Raw genomic sequence first — 23,393 nt, forward strand, 5'->3', positions numbered from 1 at the left:
CAGCATCTTCGATCTTTGCGGGCTGCCAGCGGCAATTACGGTCTCATTCGGTTAAGCAGGTCGTCGCGCCAAACGTATTGGTGAACGAGCGCCGCCATAGCGTGTAGGAAAGCGACTAGGACGGTCAAATTGGCCGCAAGCTCGTGCCATTCATTGATGTTGTGCCGGGTCGCGGCGTCGCCCGCCCCCAACTGCGGTACGGACCAGACTCCGAACAGATTGAAGCCACGATACGAAGCATCGATGATGCCAAGTGCGACCACCGCCCCGAGCAGAATATACAGTACGAGGTGCGTAGCTACTGCAGTCGCATGGAGCATTCCATTGTCGCTAGGCGGCAGAGCGCGCCCGAAATGTGCTCGCCAGGCCACACGAGTTAGAAGGACGACCCCTGTGGCAAGTCCGAGTATCACGTGGATAGACCACAGCCCCGTTCGAAGCGGGCCGCGCGGCGCCCAATCGGCCGTCTGACCGATCACCCACAGGAGAACGATGAGCGCAACAGTCGCCCAGTGGAGCCAAATTGTCATCAGATCGTAACGGGCAGTTTGTGGTTCACGAGGGTTCTGGATCAGCATCGCTCTTCTCCATGCCATTCCTCATGCCATCCGAGTGCTCCACCGCGGCGGACGTACCGGCGAAATATCTAACCAAACTGACCCGATGGCTTACTGATATGGATCAACCGCCGCGCCGATGGCCTCTTGATCGAATCGCCTCAGACCGCACCTTACTCGTAACGTAGTGCTTCGATTGGATTGAGCGGTTACCCGCCAAGGCCCATCCCGATCACGACGTCGCGAACGCTTTCGGAGGCGGTGAAGTGCTTTTCGACGTGCGGGATGGCTGGACAGGCGCTCCTAGTTGCGGTTGGGTTTGAAGAGAGCTCCTAGTCAGCAGCTCTCTTGCGGCCGGAGATCATGGCCGCGATTAGGTTCTCGCGATGCTCAAAGCCCGCGATCAGTACGCCGAGGACATGCGCCACGACCAGGCCAACGGTCAGGTTAGCTAGGAATTCGTGGACGTGTTCGATCAGCTTGGAGCCCCAGTAGGCATCGGTCGTCATCATGTAGCCCGTCGCGCACGTACCGGCCAGCGCGACGAGCATCGCGACGATCATGGCACCGCCCGCTGGGTTGTGCCCGATGTAGCGGGGAGCTCTGAGCATCGCAACATCACGAAGATAGGTGAGCACCTCGCGCGGCGTACGAACGAAGTTCGAAAAGCGCGCATGCCGCGGGCCGACGAAACCCCAGACGATGCGGATCGCGAGGAGGCCGGCGATCGTGTAGCCGGCCGCGAGGTGCACCCGCTCGATCTCGTCGCCTGTGGCGTAGGCGATCACGAAGGTGGCCACCAGCGACCAGTGGAAGATTCGGACCAACGGATCCCATACCTTGACCGTGGCCGGCCGCGTCGCGCGGCCGGCTCCGATCGTGTTGCCCATGATTCTCATTTGCGAGCCATCATATCTGGCCGATAATCTGGCCGTTGGTCGGGTCGATGAACAGCTCGACCCGGGTGCCGTTCTTGTCCAGCGTGTAGAGCTCGCCGCAGGCGTTCTTGAGCTTGGCTTTCTGGACCTTGTAGCCCTGGGCCTCGACCTTGGCCTGCAACTGTTCCATCGGCAGCCACTGCGCCTCGGGGGCGGACGTGCACGGTTTACCGAGGCTGCCGGCCTGGGCGGACGCCACCCCGAGGGTCACGGCGGCAATGGTAATAATTGCGATCTTGCGCATAGGTTATCTCCTGACGGTGGCCGGCCGCACCATGCGCCGGCGATGCGGGGCAGCCTGCCAGAAGGGGCCTGACCGACGCCTGTAGAGCCAAGTCAGCTATTTGTCAGGTGATATCTGGCATCCATATCTTCCGGATGATGAGTTGCTTCATGGATTTTCGCCCTTACCAAATTCCCGCTCTGGTTCTTGCCGCCCTTCTTGCCGCCAGCGGCGGGACGTCGGCGTTCGCGCGCGACCACGATGATGCGCGACGGGCCGTCGAGGCCGGCGAGATCCGTCCGCTTGCCGACATTCTGGATGTGGTCAAGGGGAAGCTTCCCCGAGACGTCGTCGGCGTGAAGCTCGAGCGAGAAGCCGGCGTCTGGATGTACGAGTTCCGCGTCGTCGACGACAAGGGGCGGCTGCTTGAGATCCACGTCGATGCCCGCAGTGGCGAAGTCGAACGGACCAAGGAGAAGTAATGCGTGTGCTTGTTGTCGAGGACGACCAGCGGATCGCGTCCGATGTTTCGCGCACGCTCGAAGCGTCCGGTTACGTGGTCGAAACGGTTGCGAACGGCGAGGATGCCTTGTTCCTCGGCGACACCGAGGACTACGGAGCCATCATCCTCGACCTAGGCCTGCCGGGCATGGAGGGGCTTGCGGTCCTCAAGCGCTGGCGCACCAACGGACGCCACATGCCCGTCCTGATCCTCACCGCACGGGGAAGCTGGGCCGAGCGGGTGGATGGGATCGACGCTGGGGCCGATGACTACCTGCCGAAGCCGTTCCGGATGGAGGAGTTGTTGGCGCGGTTGCGGTCGATCGTCCGGCGCTCGGCGGGGCATGGGTCCTCGATCATGTCTGCGGGAGAGATCACGCTCGACGAGCGGCAGATGAAGGTGACCCGCCGCGGCGTGCCGATCACGCTCTCACCGCTCGAATACAGGCTGGTCGCCCATCTTCTACGCAATCGCGGGCGGGTCGTCTCGCCGCAGGAGATCGATGAGAACGTCTATGGCCACGGCGAAGAGCACGACTCAAATACCCTCGAGGTGCTAGTCGGCCGCGTGCGCAAGAAGCTGGGCGCGGATGCGATAGAGACGCGGCGTGGGTTCGGTTATCTGATGCCGGAGGCCCCCTAATGAGTCGGCATTCGCTCAAACTGCGACTCGTCGCCGGCGGCATCGTCGCGATCCTGATCGCGCTTGGGATCGCCGGCGGCGCGCTTGTCGTCGTCTTCGAGCGCCATGTCTCGCGCACTCTGACTCAGGATCTCGACGTCCATCTGAAGCAGCTTCTCGCGAATATCGACGTCGACCCCCAAGGTAAGTTGGTGTTGACGCAGACCCCCGTCGATCCGCGGTTCGCGGATCCTCTTTCCGGACTTTACTGGCAGGTCGGCGATGATCACGGGCAGTTGCTTCGCTCGCGCTCGCTGTGGGATTCCACTATGGAGCTCCCGGCGGATCGGCTCGCGCCCGGCGAAACGCACCAGCACGAAGCGGTCGGACCTGGTGGCAAGCGAGTGCTGGTGGCCGAGCGCGCCATCACGCTTTCAGCGGGCGGGAAACCCGTGACCATCCGCCTTGCCGTCGCTGAGGATTTGGCGAGGGTTGCGGACGCAGGCTCGGCGTTCGCCAAAGATCTCTCGATTGCGCTCGTCCTTCTCGGTTGCGTGCTGGCCCTAGCGACTTGGGTACAGGTGGAGGTCGGGTTGCGTCCGCTGGTTGGGCTGCGCCGCGGAGTGGCCGATATCAGAGCGGGGCGGATTCACCGTCTGCCGGCCTCGGTCCCGACCGAAGTCCATCCCCTCGTCGAGGAAGTCAACGCGCTCATCGATGCGCAGGAACACGAAATCGAACGGTCTCGCGGCCGCGCCGCAGACTTGGCGCACGGGCTGAAGACGCCGCTGGCGGCTCTCGCGGCCGATTCTTCGCGCCTCAGGGAGCGGGGCGAGCACGATATCGCCGAGGACATCGAGGCCGTTGGCGAAGCCATGGGACGCCACGTCGACCGCGAACTCGCTCGCGCCAGAGTTCGCGGGCGCGCCAGAGGCGGCGCAGCAACGTCTGCTTCCGTGAGACCGCTCGTGGGGTCTATCGTCGCGACGGTGTCCCGCACGCCCGAAGGTGCGCAAGTGAGATTCGAGAACCTTGTCGCCGACGATCTTTGCCTCCCGCTCGACAGGACCGACCTTGCGGAAATCCTCGGCAATCTAATCGAGAACGCTGCCCGCCATGCTGCAGAATGCGTCCGCATCACCACCGATGAGAATCGACCATCCGTTGCCGTCGAGGACGACGGAGCGGGCATTGAACCGACCCACCTATTACGCGTGATCGAGCGCGGCACTCGCGTCGACGAGCGGGGAGGAACCGCGGGGCTGGGTCTTGCCATCGCCCAGGATGTCCTTGACGCGTACGAGTGGGGGCTGGAACTCTCGAAGTCGGAGCTCGGTGGGCTGAAGGCGACAATCGCCCCGAGATCTGCGGCCCCCAAGCGTCCTTCCGCGAAAGGATCGAACACGTTGTCGCCTTCGCCGCAGCAAGCCTGACACTTCAGGTTCGGGCACCAGTATTTTGATTAAGTCCTCGAAAGCCACTCAGAAGCTCTCGCTTAGATCCGATCACTCGTTCGGCCGAACGGGATTTATTGTCCGGAAATGCGATAGGCGCGTTCGAGGATCATCCGTGCAAATGCCTTGGCCTCTGCTTGCGTGGGAAAAGCCCTGATCCCGCGCCGGTGGACACGGTTTTTCCGCGGTTGGCTGGTTCGAAGGGGATATGCGACTTCGGCTTCATAGCCGGTCTTTATCGTCGAGTGGACCTTACAACTTGCTGACATGGCTCAACAGCTTCCGGTCAGTGAGGGTGTCATATTGTTCAAACAGTGATCGGCGGCACGCTTGATGAATATCAACCGTTCACATGCAGATCGGAGATTAGTTGGTTCGACGGCCAAAATCTCCAATCTCGATCGCTGCGATAGGATCTTGGCAGTGTATCTGAGTTCATCTGCGCCCCCATGGCTGAACTGGACGCGCGTCCTGATTGCACTAACGTTCCTGGCCCTTCCGGCCAAATCGGTGGCCGAGGACCAGTTAAAACTCAGTCCTGAGCAGGCAACGAGCCTGGGCATCCGCGTGGTTCATCCCGTTGCGAGCCCGACCGACAAGACGCTGCCCTATCCCGCCCAAATCGTCATTCCTACCCCGCAATTGTGGGTCGTTAGCGCTCCTGTGGCCGGCATGGTGACCAATCTTTCAGTGGCGCGGGGTGACCGTGTTGTCGCTGGACAGCCGCTCGCCACGATGGAGAGCCCAGGCTTCGTGTCGCAGCAGCGCGACTATCTGCATGCCGTTGCGCAGGAAGGCCTGGCTGCCCAGCAACTCAACCGCAATACCCAACTGTTTCAAGGCAATGCGGTGGCACAGCGCGTTCTCGAGGCGAGCCAGGCGGAGGCGCGGCAGGCAGGCATTGCAGTCGCGGAGCGTCGGCAGGTGCTTCGGCTAAGTGGCCTTTCCGATGAGGCAATCTCAAAGCTGAGTAACGAGGCAGCGATCAGTGCGACCCTTACGGTTGCCACGCCGCGGCCGGCGACTGTCATCGATATTGCCGTTTCTCCCGGCCAACGCGTGGAGCAATCGGCGCCACTGATCAAGGTCGCACAGCTTTCTCCGTTATGGGTTGAGATCGCAGTTCCGGCCTCGAACATTAAGGCCATTCGACAAGGCGCGAAGGTGGAAGTCGAAGGTCACGAAACTCCAGGCGAGGTGGTGCTGGTTTCTGAAACGACCGATCCGGCTACACAGACCGTATTGATCCGGGCAGAGGTACCGAACTCCGGCGACCTGCGACCGGGGCAGACCGCTGCCGCTCGAATCTCCTTCGCATCCAAACGGGAAAGCGCTTGGGAAGTCCCTTACAGTGCGCTGATCCGGCGTGGTGAACAAGCGTCTGTATTCGTGTCAACTCAGGGCGGCTTCCGTCTGATGCCGGTCACGCTACTTGAGGAGGACCAGGACCATGTCGTGGTCTCTGGCGCCCTCACGGATAAGGACGAAGTGGCGGTCAGCGGAATCTCCGCTCTCCGCGGAATCCTGCTGAAGCTGGGCGCAGGTTAGTCATGCTCGAACGCCTTGTCGCATTTGCACTTTCCCAGCGGCTGTTCGTTATTCTTGGCGTGCTTCTATTGATCGGCGCCGGACTGGTTGTGTTGCCTAGTCTACCGATCGACGCTTTCCCGGACGTCTCGCCCGTCCAAGTCAAGGTCATCATGAAGGCGCCGGGTCTCACGCCGGAGGAGGTGGAACAGCGAGTCACCGTGCCGATCGAGCTCGAACTTCTCGGGTTGCCAAACAAGAAAATCCTGCGCTCCACCACGAAATACGCGCTCGCCGACGTCACAGTCGATTTTGAGGATGGCACCGACATCTACTGGGCACGTAATCAAGTGTCCGAACGTCTGGCTAATATCAGTCGCGACTTCCCGGAAGGAGTTAACGGCGGACTGGCGCCGATCACGAGTCCGCTCGGTGAAATGTTTATGTTCACCGTCGAAAGTGCGGATCTCTCGCTGGCCGAGCGACGAAGTCTGCTTGATTGGGTGATCCGTCCGGCGCTGCGGACAGTGCCAGGAGTAGCCGACGTGAACGCACTCGGGGGCTATGTTCGGGCGTTTGAGATCGTACCGCTCAACGATGCGCTCGCAGCGCGCGGCATTTCCTATGAGATGTTTCGGCGTGCCATCGAGACGAACAGTCGTAATGACGGCGCCGGCCGCGTCAATCAGGGCGAAGACAGCGCTCTTGTGCGTATCGAAGGCAGCATTCGGACTATCGACGACATTAGGCAGATCGTCGTCGATACCAAGGATGGCGTTCCGATCCGGGTCAAGGACATTGCCCGCGTTCAGTTGGGCTCACTGACGCGGTACGGCGCTGTTACCGCGAATGGCCACGGCGAAACGGTCGAAGGCCTTGTTCTTGGCCTGCGAGGCGTTAACGCGCGCCAACTCGTGACCGACGTGCAGGCACGGCTTGACGAGATCAAGCAATCACTCCCCCGGGGTGTCAGCATTCAGGTCTTTTACGACCGCGGCCGGCTAGTTGACCGCGCGGTTGGTACGGTTATCCGCGCACTTGGCGAAGCAACCGTCCTGGTCGTCGTTCTCCTTCTGCTTTTTCTCGGCAACTGGCGAGCCTCGCTGGTGATCGCCCTGAGCCTGCCGCTCGCGATCGTTATCGCGCTGATCGTCATGCGCCTCGTCGGCATGTCTGCAAACCTGATGAGCCTGGGCGGCCTTGCCATCGCTATTGGCATGCTGATCGACGCGCTAGTGGTGGTGGTCGAAAACGTCGTAGGAAATCTCAGCAAGGGACAACGAGGAAAGGCTGCGCCGCTCGTTCATATCATCTATCGCTCGGTATGCGAGGTGCTCCAGCCGGTCGCATCGGGCGTGCTGATCATCATGATCGTATTCCTGCCGCTGTTGACACTTGAGGGGCTTGAAGGGAAGTTATTCATCCCTGTGGCGCTCGCGATCATATTCGCGCTCGGCGGATCGCTGCTCTTGGCGCTCACGGTTATCCCCGTGGCAACTTCGTTTCTGCTCAAGAACACATCGCACCACGAACCATGGTTGATCAGAATTGCGTCCCGGCTTTATGCACCGGCACTTGATTGGGCTCTGATCAACGAGCGTAAGGTCATCATCGCGGCAATCGCGGCCCTCGTCGCTGCTGGCTATGCCTACACCCAGCTCGGCAAGAGCTTTATGCCGACCATGGACGAAGGCGATGTCATCGTCAGCGTCGAGGCGCTGCCATCAATCAACCTCGACGAAATGATTGCGATCAATGCCAGACTTCAGTCGGCTATCCTCGCGAAGGTCCCAGATATCAAAAGCATAGTGGCCCGGACTGGCTCCGACGAACTGGGGCTTGACCCAATGGGACCCAACCAGACCGATACGTTCCTGGTTCTGAAGCCTGCGGAGGAACGGAAGACGGTTGACAAACCTGCCCTGATTGAAGAGCTGCGGCAGGTGCTCAGCAATTTCCCGGGACTATCGCTCAGCTTTACACAGCCGATCGACATGCGTGTGCAGGAGATGGTCAGCGGCGTGCGCGGCGATGTCGCAGTGAAGATCTTTGGATCTGATATCGCTAAGCTCAATGAGATTGCGAGCAAGCTATCCGCCATTTTGTCCAGCATCGATGGCGCCGAGGATGTCTACACCACTCTCAACGAGGGCGCCCAATATTACACGGTTGCCGTGAATCGGATGGAGGCGGGACGCCTCGGCCTGACTGTGGACGCCATCTCCAATTCGTTACGTACCCAGATCGAGGGGCGCACGATCGGAACGGTGCTGGAAGAGGGGCGGCGCACTCCCATCTTGGTTCGCGGCAGCGAAACAACGCGCGAGGCGCCGACTTTGCTCGCGAGTCTGCCGCTGACTCTCGCCTCGGGTCAGCATGTGGCGCTCTCGCAAGTAGCCCGCATTCAACGGGTCGATGGTCCCGTTGTGGTCAATCGCGAGAACGGGAACAGGATGAGCGTTGTGCGTGCCAACGTTCGTGGCCGCGATATGGTCGGATTCGTTGAGGCTGCTCGACAGAAGGTTGCCACGGAGTTGCCCTTGCCAGTGGGTTACAGGCTCACGTGGGGCGGTCAGTTCGAAAATCAGCAACGCGCTGCCGCACGCCTTTCGATCGTTGTGCCAGTGGCGATCGGTCTCATCTTTGTGCTGCTGTTCACGACTTTCGGTTCAATCCGACAGGCGCTGCTGGTTTTGGTCAATATCCCGTTCGCCGTGATTGGCGGCGTCTTTGCCCTGATACTTACCGGCGAATACCTTTCGGTTCCGGCGTCCGTCGGATTCATCGCACTGCTCGGAATCGCGGTGCTGAACGGTGTCGTTCTGGTCTCCTATTTCAACCAGCTACGCGCTCAGGGCGTACCCGAGGGGCGTATTGTTGTTGATGGCGCCATGCGCAGGCTCAGGCCGGTCCTGATGACGGCGAGCATCACAGCCTTGGGCCTGATCCCGCTCTTGTTTGCGACCGGGCCGGGATCAGAGATCCAGCGCCCTCTCGCGATCGTGGTAATCGGCGGCTTGCTCTCGTCGACAGCTTTGACGCTAATCCTTCTGCCGATCCTCTATCGCCGCTTTGGCGGCGTAGTGAAGGGGGACGAATGAGTGTCGAATTCGTCTGTCTCACGCTGATCGCCGGCCGATCGCTCCGCGACGAGTTGTTTGACTATCTCAGCGAACAGCGCGATCTCGTTTCCGGATTCACGGCTTCGGACGCCGCGGGCCATGGTCCCGACGTCCGATTGCAGACGCCGGAGGAGCGGGTGAAGGGACATGCTGACGAACTGATGGTGCGGACCATTCTTCAGGCGCAAGAGGCAGCGCAGTTGCTCGAACGGCTGAAGGCGGAGTTCGCCGGTTCCAGGATCGTTTATTGGATCATGCCTGTGTGGGATTTTGGCATCACCGATGTTCTCAATCAATGAGCCTTCGTTCAACACGCTCGATCATGTTTTTGCGAGATCGCAAGAACATCTCCGCTACGTCCTGACACCTATCGTTGAAACAGAGAACAATAAACGGATTCTGGTGGCCCGGTCATCTGGACTGTGTCTGACATCCTCTTGGTGTACCCGTCATGTTCGGCGGCGACCTCTTGGAGGGCAATCGACCGGACGAGCTTTCCGGCCTCCGCGACCGCGCTAAAGCCAAAGAGAAGCTGCGCACCCACGGCGGGCCATCGCGACCATGTTGTTCGAAGAACCTGCGTAAGGACTTCCAGCGGCCCATCAATGGGTGGGACAAGCAGTCCCGATTTACGTAGATGTTTGTTCGTCAGTCGGTGATTGCGCCAGCGCATCAGCCGTACCATTCACCCATCATTCCGAACTGAACCGTCCATTGATCCCCCGGAGATCAGGGGCCTATCTTGGGCAGAGAAAGCGCTAGGAGCGGGAAGCTCGTAAGCGTCAAAAGCTGGATCTAGAGGCGGCGTAATGCGAAGCAACTACTCGACCCAGAAATCGGCAAGCAGATCGACTACGAAGCCCTGAAGCCGAATGGATACCGGGAGCAAGGCATCGTTGGCGTCGGGTTGGATGATCACCAGCTGAATGATTTCGAACGCCAGTTCCTCCAGAACATTGGCGGGAAGCTATATGGCCCTATCTAATTAGGCGTTGTGGCTTTGATCTGGTAGCCGCTGTGGCAGGCTGCGCAGTTTCGTAAGACTTCTGAGAGTTGGCCGAGGGTGTGTTTTGGCATGGCGAGTGTCTCGGCATCCATAGCGATGGTGTCGAATCCGCCGTGGGTGCTGAAAGCAAGCTTTTTGAATTCCAGCGGCAACTTTCCCATGATTCCAAGTGGCACGTCGCGGGCTCGTGATGTTCCCATAGGACGAGCGGCTTTCGCTACGCCTTTCATGTCATCTTTCGACAGAGCTTCCGTGATTTTCTGAAGGCCTTCAACAAAACCGCGCATTTCCCTTAGCACTAAGTCGCGCTCAGCAGGCTCCAGGATGATTGCAATCCGTCCATCCTGTGTTCTTTCGGTCGATCCGGCAACGATGAACTTGTAAGCCATCGCTGCAATGATGAGCAGCAACACCACAATAATTACCGGGTAGATTCGATTTCGTATTGCGCTAATCATCTTGAATTCCGTGGTATCTCCATCGGGGCAAGCCTCACTCCTAATGCGCGTCGGTGCGCCCATAGGGTCAAAGTCGTAACGTCGCTTCAAATTGCGGCAGAGAGATCTTATGGCACAATCAAAACTGGTATGGGGCTGTTGGAAACAACTTCAGCGGCCTGGCTGCCAAGGAGAAGCCTCTCGACGCCACGCCGGCCATGAGATGCCATAACGATCAGGTTGCACGTGGCCTGTTTCGCCGTTTCGAGGATCGCAGTAGCGGGGCTGGTATCAGGCACATAGGTTGTAGTGGCTGAAATGCCCATCTTCGTTGCCGTCGCCTTGATCTTGGCAAGCAAATCTTCGGCTTCTGTCCTGCAATTTGCAGCGTAGCGGTCAATATCATCATGCTTGATGCCCCAAGAAATTCTACTTACCGGAAGCGGGAATGGCGCACTTGCTGTGATGATCGTGACGTTGCTGCCAAGCGCTTTTGCTAAGGAAAGGCCGTGATCAACGCCTCTCTGCGCCAGCTCCGAGCCATCGGTCGGAATCAGGATATGTGTGTACATCACAGCCTCCAAGCTTGGCTGTGAGATAAGCACACGCGGCAATAACCGACAAGCAATGTAGAGAGGGCGAGAAGAGTGAGCAGCGCTCGTGACTTCACTCACAACTGGCTGGTCATCGTTCTAGGGCTTTGCGTCAGTTATGCGCGATTATATGGTGGCATCTTCACATAAAGTTGCCAGTGCGAGATGGTCAAGCAGGTAGGGGAGAAGCTGTATGGGTCATCAATCCGTTGAGTAGGCTGGCTACCAGAAGCGCTTATCTGACCATTGGTAGCTAAAGAACGGTTTGAATGGAGCGTATTTTTCGAAAGACCTGAATGGCAGAAACTGTTTGGAACCTTTGAAAGGTTCAAACTCCGTCGAGACGGTCGAGAGTCGAGCTTCACCATCAGCGCCAGGTATGATTGTCTGAACTTGCTTGTTTTGAGATGGAGGCCGTTATGCTAACTGGACCGCTCTGCGCCGCTGCCCGCGCCCTCGTTGAAGTCAGTCGTCCGCGCTTGGCCGACAAATCATGCATTAGCGAAAGTGCTATTGAAGACTTCGAAAATGGAGTTGCGTAACCTGACGGCGCTACCATCAAACGATAGCCTAGAACAATAGCATCCGTAATGAAGGATAATATCGTGGCCTTGCAGCACGCAGAACCGGGAGAGATCGTTAACTTACGTCCACTGGGGGATAGACTGAAAGAAGCCAAGACGGCAGCTCTCGTCAAATCTGAATGTTTTGAAGCAGTTCGGTTGATCGTATTGGCGGGAGTGGAAATCCCGCCGCACAAGGTGCCTGGCAATATTATGCTGCATTGTCTGGAAGGATGCATATCGATCAGGCTGACAGATTCGACTATCACATTGAGCGCAGGCGAATGGGTTTACCTCGCAGGCAACGAGATTCATTCGCTGAAGGGCATCAAGGATTCGTCCATCCTCCTAACGATCCTGCTCGGCACCCGATAATTTGCCCCAGAAGTGACGACAGCATTGCTTGCGACCCATCGGTGCGCACTGCGATATTCTTCTGAAGTGCCCGGAACTCTGATAAATCCTACGGTGCCTGTCTCTCGGGCAATGAGGCGGCGGCCCGCAAATCGGCAAGACGCGCAATCGAACGCGAGGCAAGTTCTTGCGCAAATTCCAAGCTGCGTTGATCCTTGGCTCTGTCCGCCTCGTCGAGATACACATTCAACAGTTGCTCGGCTCGCTGCAGAGCGCGCCGCTTGATCTGTTCGATCTCAAGAGTGGGCATCTCAATATTCTCGGACGGAGCGGCGCTATGATGTGAGGGCCCCAATGTTCCTGCATACAGCAGCTGTCTGCCTGTCTCAGGCGGGAGAGTTTGTGACCACGCGATGACGTCCCGCCGTAATAAGCTCTCAAGCAAGGCCGCGGATGCGTTCTTTTCACCTGAATCGTTCTCAGCGGCGAGTTTATGTTCGTTCTGCCACGCAAGGCGGCGCTCTCGCCGTAACAGATTGGCATCCATCAGGGCCTCGCGGGCCAAACTTTCAGCCGCGACGCTTATCGCCGGCTGTTTGGCGAGGGCGGCGACATAAGTCCAATATATAAAGGCACGCCGGCGATGGCGGACGGCGAGAGCCCACGCGATATAAGGGGTAGAGAGACTGGACTGAGAAATGTCCGCCAACTCTTGCGCCGGGACAAGATCCATAAATGTAGCCGGCAGCCGACCCATGTCCGGTGGGGCGCGACATGCTTCAATGCAGTCTTTTTTGATCGCATTGATCCGGATGTTTTCTCGCGCGGCGAGAGCCTCGAAAACAGGGCGCAATACCTCCAGGTTTTTGCCTGGATGCACCGCCAATGCGGCATAGCGCTGTGCTGCGAGCTCTGCCTGATGAAGGGCGATCGCGTACAACTCCGGCAGATCCTCGGTAGGCTCTGGCGCCACCGTCAGCAGAGACTCTTCATGCATGCAAAGTCTCGCAGTGCTATTTTGACATACAGCAACACTTTATAATATCGTTTCCGATAAAGGATGTCCACGCGAGTTCCCCCAATGGCGATGGTTGGCGACTCGATTTTGTCGACTTCACTCGAAGCTGCAAAGTTCGACGAGGAGCATCTTGTCTGATTTTAAAAGTCTTTACGCCACCAGCATCGCCGCTCTTTGTCTGATCGGAATGATGCTGTTCGCTGCGAGTGCGCACGCGGCTGGGCAGCTAGGTAATTATATCGTCAAGGCACAACCGGCAGAACTGATCCCGGAGGCAAATCGCTTCGGATCACCGCAGGGCGACCCGCCTATCGCTCCGATCTACAAAAATGACGAGCTTTTGGGCTTTGCTTATCTTAATTCCGATTTTTCCAATGCGGTCGGCTATTCCGGAAAGCCGATCAAGGTCCTTGTCGGCATCACCACACGAGGCGTACTCACCGGCTTCAAGCTTGTCGAACACAAGGAACCGATCGTCCTCATCGGCATTCCGGAAAAGCGCATTCTCGATGCCGTGAACAAGCTGGTCGGCACGGACATGGCGCCCGTGGTGAGTGGTGCAGCCAAGGCGCCGCAAGTCGATATCGTCAGCGGCGCAACTGTCACCGTGCTGGTGATCGGTGACAGCATCGTCCGTTCGGCAACAAAGCTGATCAAGACCGGGCGGCTTGGGACACAAGGACAGGCCAATGTGGCGGCAACTGCGGCACAAGTGGTCAAGACCATCGATATGGCCAGCGGCGAGGTGCGCGACTGGCAAACGCTCCTCGGCGACGGCTCGATCCGGCGGCTGCATCTGAGCGTTGCCGATATCAACGAGGCCTACGAAAAGTCCGGCAACGCCGCGGCGGCGGCGCACGCCGAAACTGGCGACCCGGCGGATGATTTCATCGATCTGTATACCGCTGACGTCGCGGTGCCGACCATCGGTCGCAGCCTGCTCGGCGATGATGGCTTTAAACGCCTCCAGGCCAGGTTCAAACCCGGCCAGCAGGCGATCGTGGTTGCAGGCTCTGGCCGCTATTCGTTCAAGGGGTCCGGCTATGTTCGTGGCGGCATCTTCGACCGCATCGAGCTTTTGCAGGACGGTAACAGTATTCGCTTCCGTGATCGCGATCATACGCGGCTGGGTGATTTTGCCGCTGAGGGAGCGCCAAGCTTTCCCGAGATCAGCCTGTTCGTTCTGCCGGCGGATTTTACCTTCGATCCAGCCGAACCCTGGACGCTGCAGCTTCTGGTGCAGCGGGCCATCGGCGCACGCGACAAGGCATTCCTGACCTTCGATCTCGGCTATACGCTGCCGGATGCGTATCTGAAGCGCGAGCAGCCCGCGACGATCATTTCGACCGAACCGCCTTCTGCGGCATCGCCACAGTCCTCGCAAAACCCGATCACGACTGCCCCCGACGACGAGCCGTTATGGATCCGGATCTGGCGCGGTGACGCGGTTCGAATCGGCATCACCGTGTTCGCGCTCGGCATGCTTACGCTGATCTTCTTCTTTCAGAATGTTCTGGTGCGGCGGCCACAAGTCTATGTCTGGGTCCGTCGTGTGTATCTGTTGTTCGTGCTGGTGTGGCTCGGCTGGTATGTCAATGCGCAGCTCTCCGTGGTCAACGTGCTGACCTTCGTGAATTCGCTGCTGACAGGGTTCAGTTGGGAATATTTCCTTTCCGCACCGCACATCTTCCTGCTGTGGGCTTCTATCGCGGCAGGACTGCTGTTCTGGGGACGAGGACCGTTTTGCGGCTGGCTTTGTCCGTTCGGCGCGCTGCAGGAACTGCTCAACAACATCGCCCAGGCGGTGAAGGTGCCGCAGCTTCGGCTGCCATGGGGCCTGCACGAGCGGCTGTGGCCGATCAAATACATGATCTTTCTCGTCCTGTTCGGTTTGTCGCTTTATTCTACGGCGCTGGCCGAACAGGTCGCGGAGATCGAGCCGTTCAAGACCGCGATCATCCTCAAATTCGCGCGTGACTGGCCGTACGTGATCTACGCGCTGACTCTGCTGGCCGCCGGCTTGTTCATTGAGCGCTTCTTCTGCCGCTATCTGTGTCCGCTTGGGGCCGCACTCGCCATTCCGGGCCGCATCCGCATGTTCGAATGGCTGCGCCGTTGGCCGGAATGCGGCTCTCCCTGCCAGCGTTGCGCCGTCGAATGTCCGGTGCAGGCGATCCATCCCGAAGGGCACATCAATGTCAACGAATGCATCTATTGCATGCACTGTCAGGAGCTTTATTTCGACGATCATCGCTGCCCTCACATGATCCAGGTGCGTCTCAAGCGTGAGAAGCGCGAAGCGCTGTCCTCGCCATCCATGCGTGCCGGAAAAGGCCCGAACACAATCATTACCGCCGGAGGCAAAGCGGTCAGCGCCCCCGGCGGTTCAGTCGCAACACCCCCAACCTGAAAATCTAGGAGACTTCCATGAGCAACCAAGAAGGCGACAAAGGTGTCAGCCGCCGGGCATTGCTCGGCACGACGGCAGCGGCGGCCGGGGTCGGTCTTGCCGGCGGAGCCGGCTTCACCACGATTGCGGAGGCCCAAACCAAGGCGCAGCCGAAAGCCCCTGCCGCACGGCCCGCGGTTCACAAGACCGAGGTCGCGCCCGGCGATCTCGATGAATATTATGTATTCTTCTCATCCGGCCAGTGCGGCGAGATGCGTATCGTCGGCCTGCCGTCGATGCGTGAACTGATGCGGGTGCCGGTGTTCAATCGCTGCTCGGCGACTGGCTGGGGCCAGACTAATGAGAGCCTCAAGATCCTGACCGAGGGACTGACCCCCGAGGGGCGCGAGTTTCTCAAGACCCGTGGCGGCACCTATGTGAATGGCGACCTGCACCATCCGCACCTCTCGTTCACCGATGGCACCTACGACGGCCGCTACGTCTTCATGAATGATAAGGCTAATACCCGCGTCGCCCGCGTGCGTCTTGACGTCATGAAGTGCGACAAGATCATCCAGTTGCCGAACCAACATACGGTGCACGGACTGCGCGTCCAGAAATATCCTCGTACAGGCTATGTTTTCTGTAACGGCGAGGATGGCGTGCCGCTGCCGAATGATGGCAAGATCCTCGACGATCCGAAGCAATATCGCTCGATCTTCACGGCGGTCGACGGCGATACCATGAAGGTTGCCTGGCAGGTCATCGTCGACGGCAACCTCGATAACGTCGACGCTGACTATCAGGGCAAGTACGCCTTCTCGACTTGCTACAACTCCGAGGGCGGCGTCACGCTTGCGGAAATGACCGCCAACGAACAGGACTGGGTCACCATCTTTAATATCAAGCGCATCGAGGAGGCGGTGAAGAAGGGCGATTACAAGACGATGGGCGGCGTACCGGTGCTCGACGGCCGCCATGGCTCGCCTTACACTCGTTACGTGCCGGTCTCCAACAGTCCACACGGTATCAACACTGCACCGGACGGTATCCATGTCATCGCCAACGGCAAGCTCGCGCCGACCTGCACCGTGTTTGATGTGCGGCTGTTCGACCAGTTGTTCGACGATAAGATCAAACCGCGCGATGTGGTCGTGGCGGAGCCTGAGCTCGGCCTCGGACCGCTGCACACCGCCTATGACGGCAAAGGCAACGCCTATACTACGTTGTTCATCGACAGCCAGATCTGCAAGTGGAACATCGATCTCGCCAAGCGCGCTTTCAAAGGCGAGAAGGTCGACCCGATCCTCCAGAAGCTGGACGTCCACTACCAGCCCGGCCACAACCACACCTCCATGGGCCAGACCAAGGAGGCCGACGGAAAATGGCTGATCTCGCTGAATAAGTTCTCCAAGGACCGCTTCCTCAATGTCGGCCCGCTCAAACCGGAAAACGATCAGCTCATCGACATCTCAGGCGACAAGATGTTGCTGGTGCATGATGGCCCAAGCTTTGCCGAACCTCACGACGCCACTATTGTCCATCGTTCCAAGATCAATCCGATCTCGATCTGGAATCGCGCCGATCCGTTCTTTGCCGATGCGGTAAAACAAGCTAAGGCGGACGGCGTCGATCTCGAATCTGATTCCAAAGTGATCCGCGACGGCAACAAGGTGCGCGTCTACATGACATCCACTGCGCCAGCCTTCGGTCTTGAGCAATTCACGGTGAAGCAAGGCGATGAGGTAACTGTCCACGTCACCAATATCGACGCCGTCGAAGACCTCACGCACGGGTTTACGATCGTGAACTACGGCATCGCAATGGAAGTTGCACCACAGGCGACAGCCTCGGTAACTTTCACGGCGGACCAGGCGGGGGTCTACTGGTATTACTGCCAGTGGTTCTGCCATGCCATGCATATGGAAATGAAAGGCCGTATGCTTGTCGAACCGAAATCGGTGTAAGCGGGGCATCCGTGCGCTGCTTCCTCAACATACTTCCCGCGGCGATTCTTGCCGCGGGATTGCCTAGCTTCGCGAGCGCGGAGACTCTTACACTTGCAGCCGGCCAGTTGACGCAGGAGATGCTGGATCGGGCGCAGGATGGCGACATCTTTGTGCTGGCCGCTGGGAAGCACAAAGGGCCGATCCGCATCGAGCGGCCGATCACGCTACGAGGCGAGCCCGGCGCGACACTCACCGGCAACGGCAAAGGCAGCGTCATCGATGTCTATGGGCCCGATGTCGAAATCCGCGGGTTAACAATCAGCGGATCAGGTCGCGATCTGCCGGCGATGAATTCTGGCATCTACCTAGAGAAAACCGCTGAGCGGGCGCTGGTTGAAAACAATCGCATCATCGGCAATCTATTCGGTGTCTATGTCCACGGCGCCGCAGGCACGCGTGTCCTGAACAATGTGATCGAAGGGATGCAGAACATCCGCCTCTCCGAAGCCGGTAACGGCGTATCGGTGTGGAATGCGCCGGACGTAACGATCGATGGCAACACCATCCGCCACGGTCGAGATGGCATCTTCACTATTTCCAGCCGTAAGGACCGATTCACCAACAACCGCTTTGAAAATGTGCGGTTTGCCGTCCATTACATGTACACGAACGACAGCGAGATCAGCGGTAACGTCTCGATCAAGAGCCATGTCGGCTACGCAATCATGTATTCAAACCGCCTCGTCATTCGCAACAACGTCTCGTATCGCGACCGGGACCACGGCCTGCTGTTCAATTACGCCAATTATGCGAAGATCGAAGGTAATCTGGTCGCTGGCGGCGCGATCAACAACGTGTCGGATCCGCAAGAGGTGGCGAACGACGAGCGCGGCATGTTGCCGGATGCGAGCTCGGCCACGCGTGGCATTGCGCGCAATGGTCCTGACAAATGCGTGTTCATCTACAACGCTAACCACAATCAGTTTCGTAATAACTGGTTCGAGCACTGCGAGATTGGCGTCCACTTCACGGCAGGCTCGGAAGGCAATGAGATCACCGGCAATGCCTTTGTCGGCAATCGAAACCAAGTGAAGTATGTTGGCACCCGCAACCTCGACTGGTCGAAGGATGGGCGCGGCAATTACTGGAGCGACAACCCGGCGTTCGATCTGAACGGCGACGGTGTGGCCGATACTGCATACCGGCCGAATGACCTCGTCGATCGAGTGCTGTGGACCGCGCCGTCCGCAAAAATTCTGATCAACAGTCCTGCGGTTCAGGTGCTCCGCTGGGCGCAGGCGCAGTTTCCAGCGCTTTATCCCGGCGGCGTGGTCGATACTCATCCGCTAATCGCGCCGCCACCGCGGCCGGACGCAGGCCGGAGTCTGCCATGACTGCGACCGTCTCGATCCAGGCAGTCGACAAGATCTACGGCCAGATTCGCGCTCTGCACGAGGTATCGTTCGATCTGGCGCCCGGACGAATCTGCGCGCTGGTTGGCCATAATGGCGCCGGCAAAACGACTCTGATCAAGCTGATGCTGGGGCTCATCCGGCCAAATGGCGGCGCCATCCGTGTGCTCGATGAGGATCCAGCCGCCGGTGAATTTTCGGCACGGCGGACGCTCGGTTACCTGCCGGAGAACGTCGCTTTCAATGCCGCACTGACCGGGCGAGAGACGCTCAGCTTTTATGCGCGGCTCAAGCAGCTGAAGCCGACGACTGCATGGGCCCTGCTCGACCGCGTTGGCTTGGGAGATGGCTCCGATCGCCGGGTCGGGACCTATTCCAAGGGTATGCGGCAACGGCTCGGTCTCGCACAAGCACTGCTCGGACGTCCGCGTATTCTGCTGCTCGATGAGCCGACCACGGGTCTCGATCCGGCGTTACGCCAGACCTTCTACGACATCCTGTGCGCACTGCGCGACGACGGCGCGACGGTGCTGATCTCCTCACATGCGCTAAGCGAGCTTGAGGGCCGCGCCGAGCACGTGCTGATCATGAATCACGGTCTCCTGGTAGCGCAAGGCACGCTGACGCAATTGCGCCAACTTTCGCAATTGCCGATCCGGGTCACGTTCGACTTTATAACTGGTAGCGATGATAGGATACCGGAGTGGCTGATGAACGGCACGTCGTCAGGCGCGAACGGCCATGTGGTGCTGGTGCCGGACGATGAGAAGAAAATGGCGCTGCTGCGATTGGCCGCCGGCGATCCGCGGGTACGCAACATTGAAGTTGTGGCGCCGACCCTCGACGACCTTTACGCGCATTTTCTTCGCGAGCGGGAGGCTGCCGAGTGAGAACCGTCGCCATCATCGCCGGCAAGGAAATCCAGGAGGGCTTGCGCAACCGCTGGGTACTCGCGACCACGTTGCTACTGGCCGCGCTTGCACTATCGCTGACCTTTCTCGGCAGCGCACCGACCGGCAATGTCGGTGCGGGCGCACTCGACGTTGTTGTCGTCAGTCTCTCCAGCCTCACCATCTTCCTGCTGCCGCTGATCGCACTTCTGATTTCGCATGACGCAATCGTGGGCGAGATGGAGCGCGGAACCATGATTCTCCTGCTCAGTTATCCGGTCGGCCGCTATCAGGTCGTTCTCGGAAAATTCTGTGGCCATGTGCTGATCCTCGCCTTCGCCACCGTGATTGGCTACGGCGTCGCGGCGGGGGCCTTGGCGGTCAGTGGTACGAAAGTCCTGGCTGCGAGCTGGTATGCGTTTGCCTGGATGATCGGGACATCGATTATGCTCGGTGCGGCATTCGTTGCGATCGGCTATCTCATCAGCAGCCTGGCGCGGGACCGTGGCACGGCGGCAGGGGCTGCTGTCGGTGTCTGGCTGATCATGGTGCTAGTATTCGACATGGCCCTACTCGGCCTGCTTGTCGTTGATCAGGGCAGGATCGTCTCCGCCTCGGTCCTGGAGCAACTGCTCTTCCTCAACCCAGCCGATATCTATCGTCTCGCCAATCTCACTGGCTTCAATGTCAGGCAGTTCTCCGGTATGGCCGGACTTACCGGCAGCACCGGCACCCCCGCGCTGCTGCTTGGGATGGCGCTGTGGATTGCGATTCCGCTCGGTCTTGCGACGGCTTCTTTTGCACGGAGGGAGTTATGATCCTGCGCGTGCTCTGCATCGCGGCGGTTGCGATCACACTTGCGGCTTGCAATCAGGATGAGTCGGCCTCCGCGCCGCCGCCTATCTCACTCAAGGACGATGCACTCGGCGTGTTCTGCGGCATGAACGTGCTGGAGCATCCGGGCCCGAAGGGACAGATTATCACCGCGAGCCGGATCGATCCCTATTGGTTCACGTCGGTGCGCGACACGGTGGCCTTCACTCTGATGCCGGACCAACCGCGCGACATCCGCGCGATTTACGTGTCCGACATGGGAGTGGCGCCAAGCTGGGAAGAGCCCGGTGCCACCAACTGGATCAACGCGCGCAAGGCCTTTTTCGTGATCGAGAGCCGCAGGCGAAGCGGCATGGAAACGGATGAGGCGGTGCCCTTTGGCAACCGCGCAGCAGCCGACGCATTCGTTGCCAGCAACGGCGGCCGCATCGTCAGTTTCGATCAGATTCCGAAAACTTATGTTCTGGGTGGCGACACATCGGAATCAAGTAAACATAGTCCTACGGAGATACGGACGAATTGAAGGCAGCCATGACACACTCACCTATCACGCGCCGACGGTTGATTTCTATTACCGCGATGGCGAGCGGAGTCATCCTGCTTGGCAAGCGCCGCGCCTTAGCTGATGCCCCGACCCGATGGCAGGGCTCGGCACTAGGTGCGCAAGTGTCGATAGAGATTTATCATTCCGACCGGACGGAAGCTGAGCGACTCGTTCAGACATGTGTGCAGGACGTTCGGCGGCTTGAGCAGCAGTTCAGCCTTTATCGGCCGGATTCAGCAATCTGCGCGCTCAATCGCACCGGCGTTCTGGTATCGCCCGACGCCGATATGATCGCGCTGCTCAATGCATCGCTCGAGTTCGCCGTACTGACGGATGGCGCGTTCGATCCCACCGTGCAGCCGCTATGGGATCTGTATGCCGCACATTTTTCGGAAGCACATCCCGCGCCGGACGGACCAGCTGCAGACAAGCTCGCGCATGTGCTGTCAAAAGTGGGTTATCAGCACATCAAGGTCAGTCCCGACCGTGTCGCTCTCTTAAAGCCGGGCAGCGCGATCACGCTGAACGGCATCGCACAGGGCTATGCGACCGATCGCGTCGCGGAAACACTACGCGCTGCCGGCCTCTCGACGATGCTCGTCAACATGGGTGAGATCCGCGCGATTGGAACAAAACCCGATGGCATCCCATGGCAGGTCGGCCTTGCTGATCCAGACAGGCCGGGCGTGGTAAGCGAAACCATCGGGCTTGCTGATCGGGCGGTTGCAACAACCGCCGGCGCGGGATTCAGATTCGATGCCGCCGGCCGCTTTACTCACCTATTTGATCCCCGCACCGGCCACAGCCCATCACGATACCGCTCGGTTAGCATCATCGCCCCGACCGCGACGGAGGCTGACGCGCTCTCGACAGCTTTCAGCTTACTGCCCGTTTCGCGCATACGCGAGATCGCGGCGTCTCGATCGAACATCCAGGTCCATCTCACCGATTCTGATGGAAAAACGCGTGTCTACGGAACCTGAGGCGCTATCTTTCGTCGTTTACCTTTTGCGTCGTGGTACGAACTATTTAACTGGCCCATGATGGGCGATTTCCACGAGGGAGAAACCAAGTGAAAAAGATGATGTTTGTGACTTTGCTGGCTTTGGTTAGCGCCGGTATCAGCCCGGCCCAGGCGCAGGATGCTGCTGCGGGAGAAAAAGTCTTCGCGGTATGCAAAGCCTGCCATCAGATTGGCGAGAACGCCAAGAACGGCGTCGGACCGGAACTCAATGGCGTAATTGGCCGGAAAGCGGGCAGCGTGCCGGGGTATAACTATTCCGCAGCCAACAAGAACTCAGGGCTCACTTGGGATGAACCCACATTCCGCGAATACATCAAGGATCCGAAAGCCAAGGTGCCCGGCACCAAGATGGTCTTTGCCGGATTGAAAGACGAGAAAAAGGTCGACGATCTGACGGCCTTCCTTAAGCAATTCGACGCCAGCGGCAAGAAGAAGTAAGCCGCATTTCTCGCCTGGTGGGTGCAATTTGATGGTGGCGTCTGCCGGCAGACGCCACCATCAATTGTTTCCGGCCTTCTGAACGCTCGTTGGTGATGGCGCCACGACGCTGTCACCCTCGACGCCAGGAGTGAGGCAAGCCTTGGGAGATAGGCCAGCGCAAACAAGCTAAAAGTAAGCGATCTCTCGCTATGAGGGTTCACCGGGCCACATTCGTTGCATTACGCGATCTCTATAAACCAACAGATGTATGATCGCGGCACCGACATGAATGCCGACCACGATGAGCAGTGCCCATTCCAGGAACTGATGCAGCCCATCGATCTCATGACGTGCCCTGAGAGCGCGCCTTAATCTCCAATTACCTGGCGCTTCGATCTTCTATTGGGATCAGCGCCTCGCTTGCATTGGTCCTACCGCTTATCCAGATAAAGACATGCAGCATGTCCACGGAGCGCCGTGTCATCCGCAGACCCAATCCATATCGATGTATACGATGCCGCCCTCAACGAGACCGTCTTCCCAGCGCTCCCGCGCGGTTTTCCCAATCGTGGCCCGGTTGGTCTTGAGGTACGTCATCGCGAGCGGCAGGCTCAGGTATGTGCTCCTGAATATACACTCCTGGCGGATGTTTCCGAAGGTGTGGCTGAGATGAAGGCGAAAACCGGCCGCGAGCAGGGGTCCGTTAAGATCGTGAGGGCGCTAGGCCAATATCGTGAATACTTTGAGCCTGTCGGCTGGTCGGTTCGTGCCGGAGTGGGTCTCAGTGCACAGGCAGCAAAAGGCCCGCCGGTGAGAGCGGGTCGAGCGCCATGCGGGGTTAAGGTGCAGCCCAGCGGATACCCGGATTATTTCCCGCAATCGCTGCCGAATCCCCAGCCGGCATATTGCTATCCTGACGATGCCCTCCCGGAATTTCGTGAGTAGATCAAGAAAGAGTATCTGCCGAAGCAGTTGCCGACCTACCTTTTGGGCAAGGTGAAGCAGAATCAGATCAC

At 59.0% G+C, this 23,393-nt stretch carries 21 protein-coding genes and 1 pseudogene; 15 read left to right on the forward strand and 7 right to left on the reverse strand.

Features of this window, described 5'->3' with window-relative positions:
* Positions 1-35: 35 nt before the first annotated feature.
* The 3 genes from AFIDRAFT_RS18375 to AFIDRAFT_RS18385 form a co-directional block, all read right to left on the reverse strand.
* Positions 36-578 carry a cytochrome b gene (locus AFIDRAFT_RS18375; protein ID WP_009341172.1) on the reverse strand — a complete coding sequence of 181 codons (543 nt, stop codon included), beginning with the start codon at positions 576-578 and terminating at the stop codon, positions 36-38.
* Positions 579-889: 311 nt separating this feature from the next.
* The gene (locus AFIDRAFT_RS18380) at positions 890-1,456 is read right to left on the reverse strand and encodes a cytochrome b/b6 domain-containing protein (protein WP_040298803.1); all 567 of its coding nucleotides are present in this window, start codon (positions 1,454-1,456) and stop codon (positions 890-892) included.
* A 10-nt stretch (positions 1,457-1,466) separates the two neighbouring features.
* Positions 1,467-1,739 (reverse strand): PepSY domain-containing protein, encoded by a 273-nt coding sequence (locus tag AFIDRAFT_RS18385; protein WP_009341174.1) that lies wholly within the window; start codon positions 1,737-1,739, stop codon positions 1,467-1,469.
* Between the two features lie 149 nt (positions 1,740-1,888).
* On the opposite strand from AFIDRAFT_RS18385, the gene AFIDRAFT_RS18390 reads away from it, so the two are divergent.
* From AFIDRAFT_RS18390 to AFIDRAFT_RS18415, 6 genes are all read left to right on the forward strand, one after another.
* The gene (locus tag AFIDRAFT_RS18390; protein ID WP_009341175.1) at positions 1,889-2,200 is read left to right on the forward strand and encodes a PepSY domain-containing protein; all 312 of its coding nucleotides are present in this window, start codon (positions 1,889-1,891) and stop codon (positions 2,198-2,200) included.
* Positions 2,200-2,862, forward strand: a complete 663-nt coding sequence (locus AFIDRAFT_RS18395; RefSeq protein ID WP_009341176.1) for a response regulator transcription factor — start codon at positions 2,200-2,202, stop codon at positions 2,860-2,862. The genes AFIDRAFT_RS18390 and AFIDRAFT_RS18395 overlap by 1 nt, the downstream gene beginning before the upstream one ends.
* Positions 2,862-4,274 carry a sensor histidine kinase gene (locus AFIDRAFT_RS18400; protein WP_009341177.1) on the forward strand — a complete coding sequence of 471 codons (1,413 nt, stop codon included), beginning with the start codon at positions 2,862-2,864 and terminating at the stop codon, positions 4,272-4,274. Before AFIDRAFT_RS18395 ends, AFIDRAFT_RS18400 begins: the two co-directional genes overlap by 1 nt.
* Positions 4,275-4,718: 444 nt before the next feature.
* Positions 4,719-5,843, forward strand: a complete 1,125-nt coding sequence (locus AFIDRAFT_RS18405; protein WP_009341178.1) for an efflux RND transporter periplasmic adaptor subunit — start codon at positions 4,719-4,721, stop codon at positions 5,841-5,843.
* A 2-nt stretch (positions 5,844-5,845) separates the two neighbouring features.
* On the forward strand, positions 5,846-8,923 hold the full coding sequence (locus AFIDRAFT_RS18410; protein WP_009341179.1) for an efflux RND transporter permease subunit: 3,078 nt from the start codon (positions 5,846-5,848) through the stop codon (positions 8,921-8,923).
* Positions 8,920-9,243, forward strand: a complete 324-nt coding sequence (locus AFIDRAFT_RS18415; protein ID WP_009341180.1) for a DUF3240 family protein — start codon at positions 8,920-8,922, stop codon at positions 9,241-9,243. Before AFIDRAFT_RS18410 ends, AFIDRAFT_RS18415 begins: the two co-directional genes overlap by 4 nt.
* 682 nt (positions 9,244-9,925) lie before the next feature.
* Here AFIDRAFT_RS18415 and AFIDRAFT_RS18420 read toward each other — a convergent pair.
* Positions 9,926-10,408, reverse strand: a complete 483-nt coding sequence (locus AFIDRAFT_RS18420; protein ID WP_009341181.1) for a hypothetical protein — start codon at positions 10,406-10,408, stop codon at positions 9,926-9,928.
* A 107-nt stretch (positions 10,409-10,515) separates the two neighbouring features.
* A complete protein-coding gene (locus AFIDRAFT_RS18425; protein WP_009341182.1) occupies positions 10,516-10,959 on the reverse strand; it encodes a universal stress protein in 444 nt (147 codons plus the stop codon).
* Between the two features lie 611 nt (positions 10,960-11,570).
* Here AFIDRAFT_RS18425 and AFIDRAFT_RS18430 point away from each other — a divergent pair.
* Positions 11,571-11,918 (forward strand): cupin domain-containing protein, encoded by a 348-nt coding sequence (locus AFIDRAFT_RS18430; protein ID WP_244469201.1) that lies wholly within the window; start codon positions 11,571-11,573, stop codon positions 11,916-11,918.
* An 88-nt stretch (positions 11,919-12,006) separates the two neighbouring features.
* On the opposite strand, the gene AFIDRAFT_RS18435 is transcribed toward AFIDRAFT_RS18430, so the two are convergent.
* Positions 12,007-12,894 (reverse strand): hypothetical protein, encoded by an 888-nt coding sequence (locus tag AFIDRAFT_RS18435; protein WP_009341184.1) that lies wholly within the window; start codon positions 12,892-12,894, stop codon positions 12,007-12,009.
* 208 nt (positions 12,895-13,102) lie between these two features.
* Between AFIDRAFT_RS18435 and AFIDRAFT_RS18440 the strand changes: the two genes are divergently transcribed.
* The 8 genes from AFIDRAFT_RS18440 (at position 13,103) to AFIDRAFT_RS18475 (ending at position 22,395) form a co-directional block, all read left to right on the forward strand.
* Positions 13,103-15,325: a NosR/NirI family protein gene (locus tag AFIDRAFT_RS18440; protein ID WP_083801669.1), complete on the forward strand. Its 2,223-nt coding sequence runs from the start codon at positions 13,103-13,105 to the stop codon at positions 15,323-15,325.
* A gap of 17 nt (positions 15,326-15,342) precedes the next feature.
* Positions 15,343-17,271 carry a TAT-dependent nitrous-oxide reductase gene (gene nosZ, locus AFIDRAFT_RS18445; RefSeq protein WP_009341186.1) on the forward strand — a complete coding sequence of 643 codons (1,929 nt, stop codon included), beginning with the start codon at positions 15,343-15,345 and terminating at the stop codon, positions 17,269-17,271.
* A gap of 11 nt (positions 17,272-17,282) precedes the next feature.
* Positions 17,283-18,647 carry a nitrous oxide reductase family maturation protein NosD gene (locus tag AFIDRAFT_RS18450; RefSeq protein WP_009341187.1) on the forward strand — a complete coding sequence of 455 codons (1,365 nt, stop codon included), beginning with the start codon at positions 17,283-17,285 and terminating at the stop codon, positions 18,645-18,647.
* Positions 18,644-19,555, forward strand: coding sequence for an ABC transporter ATP-binding protein (locus AFIDRAFT_RS18455; RefSeq protein ID WP_009341188.1), 912 nt, complete (start codon positions 18,644-18,646; stop codon positions 19,553-19,555). The genes AFIDRAFT_RS18450 and AFIDRAFT_RS18455 overlap by 4 nt, the downstream gene beginning before the upstream one ends.
* Positions 19,552-20,373, forward strand: a complete 822-nt coding sequence (locus tag AFIDRAFT_RS18460; protein WP_009341189.1) for an ABC transporter permease — start codon at positions 19,552-19,554, stop codon at positions 20,371-20,373. Before AFIDRAFT_RS18455 ends, AFIDRAFT_RS18460 begins: the two co-directional genes overlap by 4 nt.
* Positions 20,370-20,912 carry a nitrous oxide reductase accessory protein NosL gene (locus AFIDRAFT_RS18465; RefSeq protein WP_009341190.1) on the forward strand — a complete coding sequence of 181 codons (543 nt, stop codon included), beginning with the start codon at positions 20,370-20,372 and terminating at the stop codon, positions 20,910-20,912. Before AFIDRAFT_RS18460 ends, AFIDRAFT_RS18465 begins: the two co-directional genes overlap by 4 nt.
* An 8-nt stretch (positions 20,913-20,920) precedes the next feature.
* On the forward strand, positions 20,921-21,916 hold the full coding sequence (locus tag AFIDRAFT_RS18470; RefSeq protein WP_009341191.1) for an FAD:protein FMN transferase: 996 nt from the start codon (positions 20,921-20,923) through the stop codon (positions 21,914-21,916).
* A 98-nt stretch (positions 21,917-22,014) separates the two neighbouring features.
* Positions 22,015-22,395: a c-type cytochrome gene (locus AFIDRAFT_RS18475; protein ID WP_245258207.1), complete on the forward strand. Its 381-nt coding sequence runs from the start codon at positions 22,015-22,017 to the stop codon at positions 22,393-22,395.
* A gap of 189 nt (positions 22,396-22,584) precedes the next feature.
* Here AFIDRAFT_RS18475 and AFIDRAFT_RS19635 read toward each other — a convergent pair.
* Positions 22,585-22,719 (reverse strand): annotated as a pseudogene (locus tag AFIDRAFT_RS19635) (cytochrome b/b6 domain-containing protein); the annotation flags it as partial.
* Positions 22,720-23,393 lie beyond the last annotated feature (674 nt).

Origin of the sequence: Afipia sp. 1NLS2, assembly GCF_000178995.1 — a bacterium.
Lineage (GTDB): Bacteria > Pseudomonadota > Alphaproteobacteria > Rhizobiales > Xanthobacteraceae > Afipia.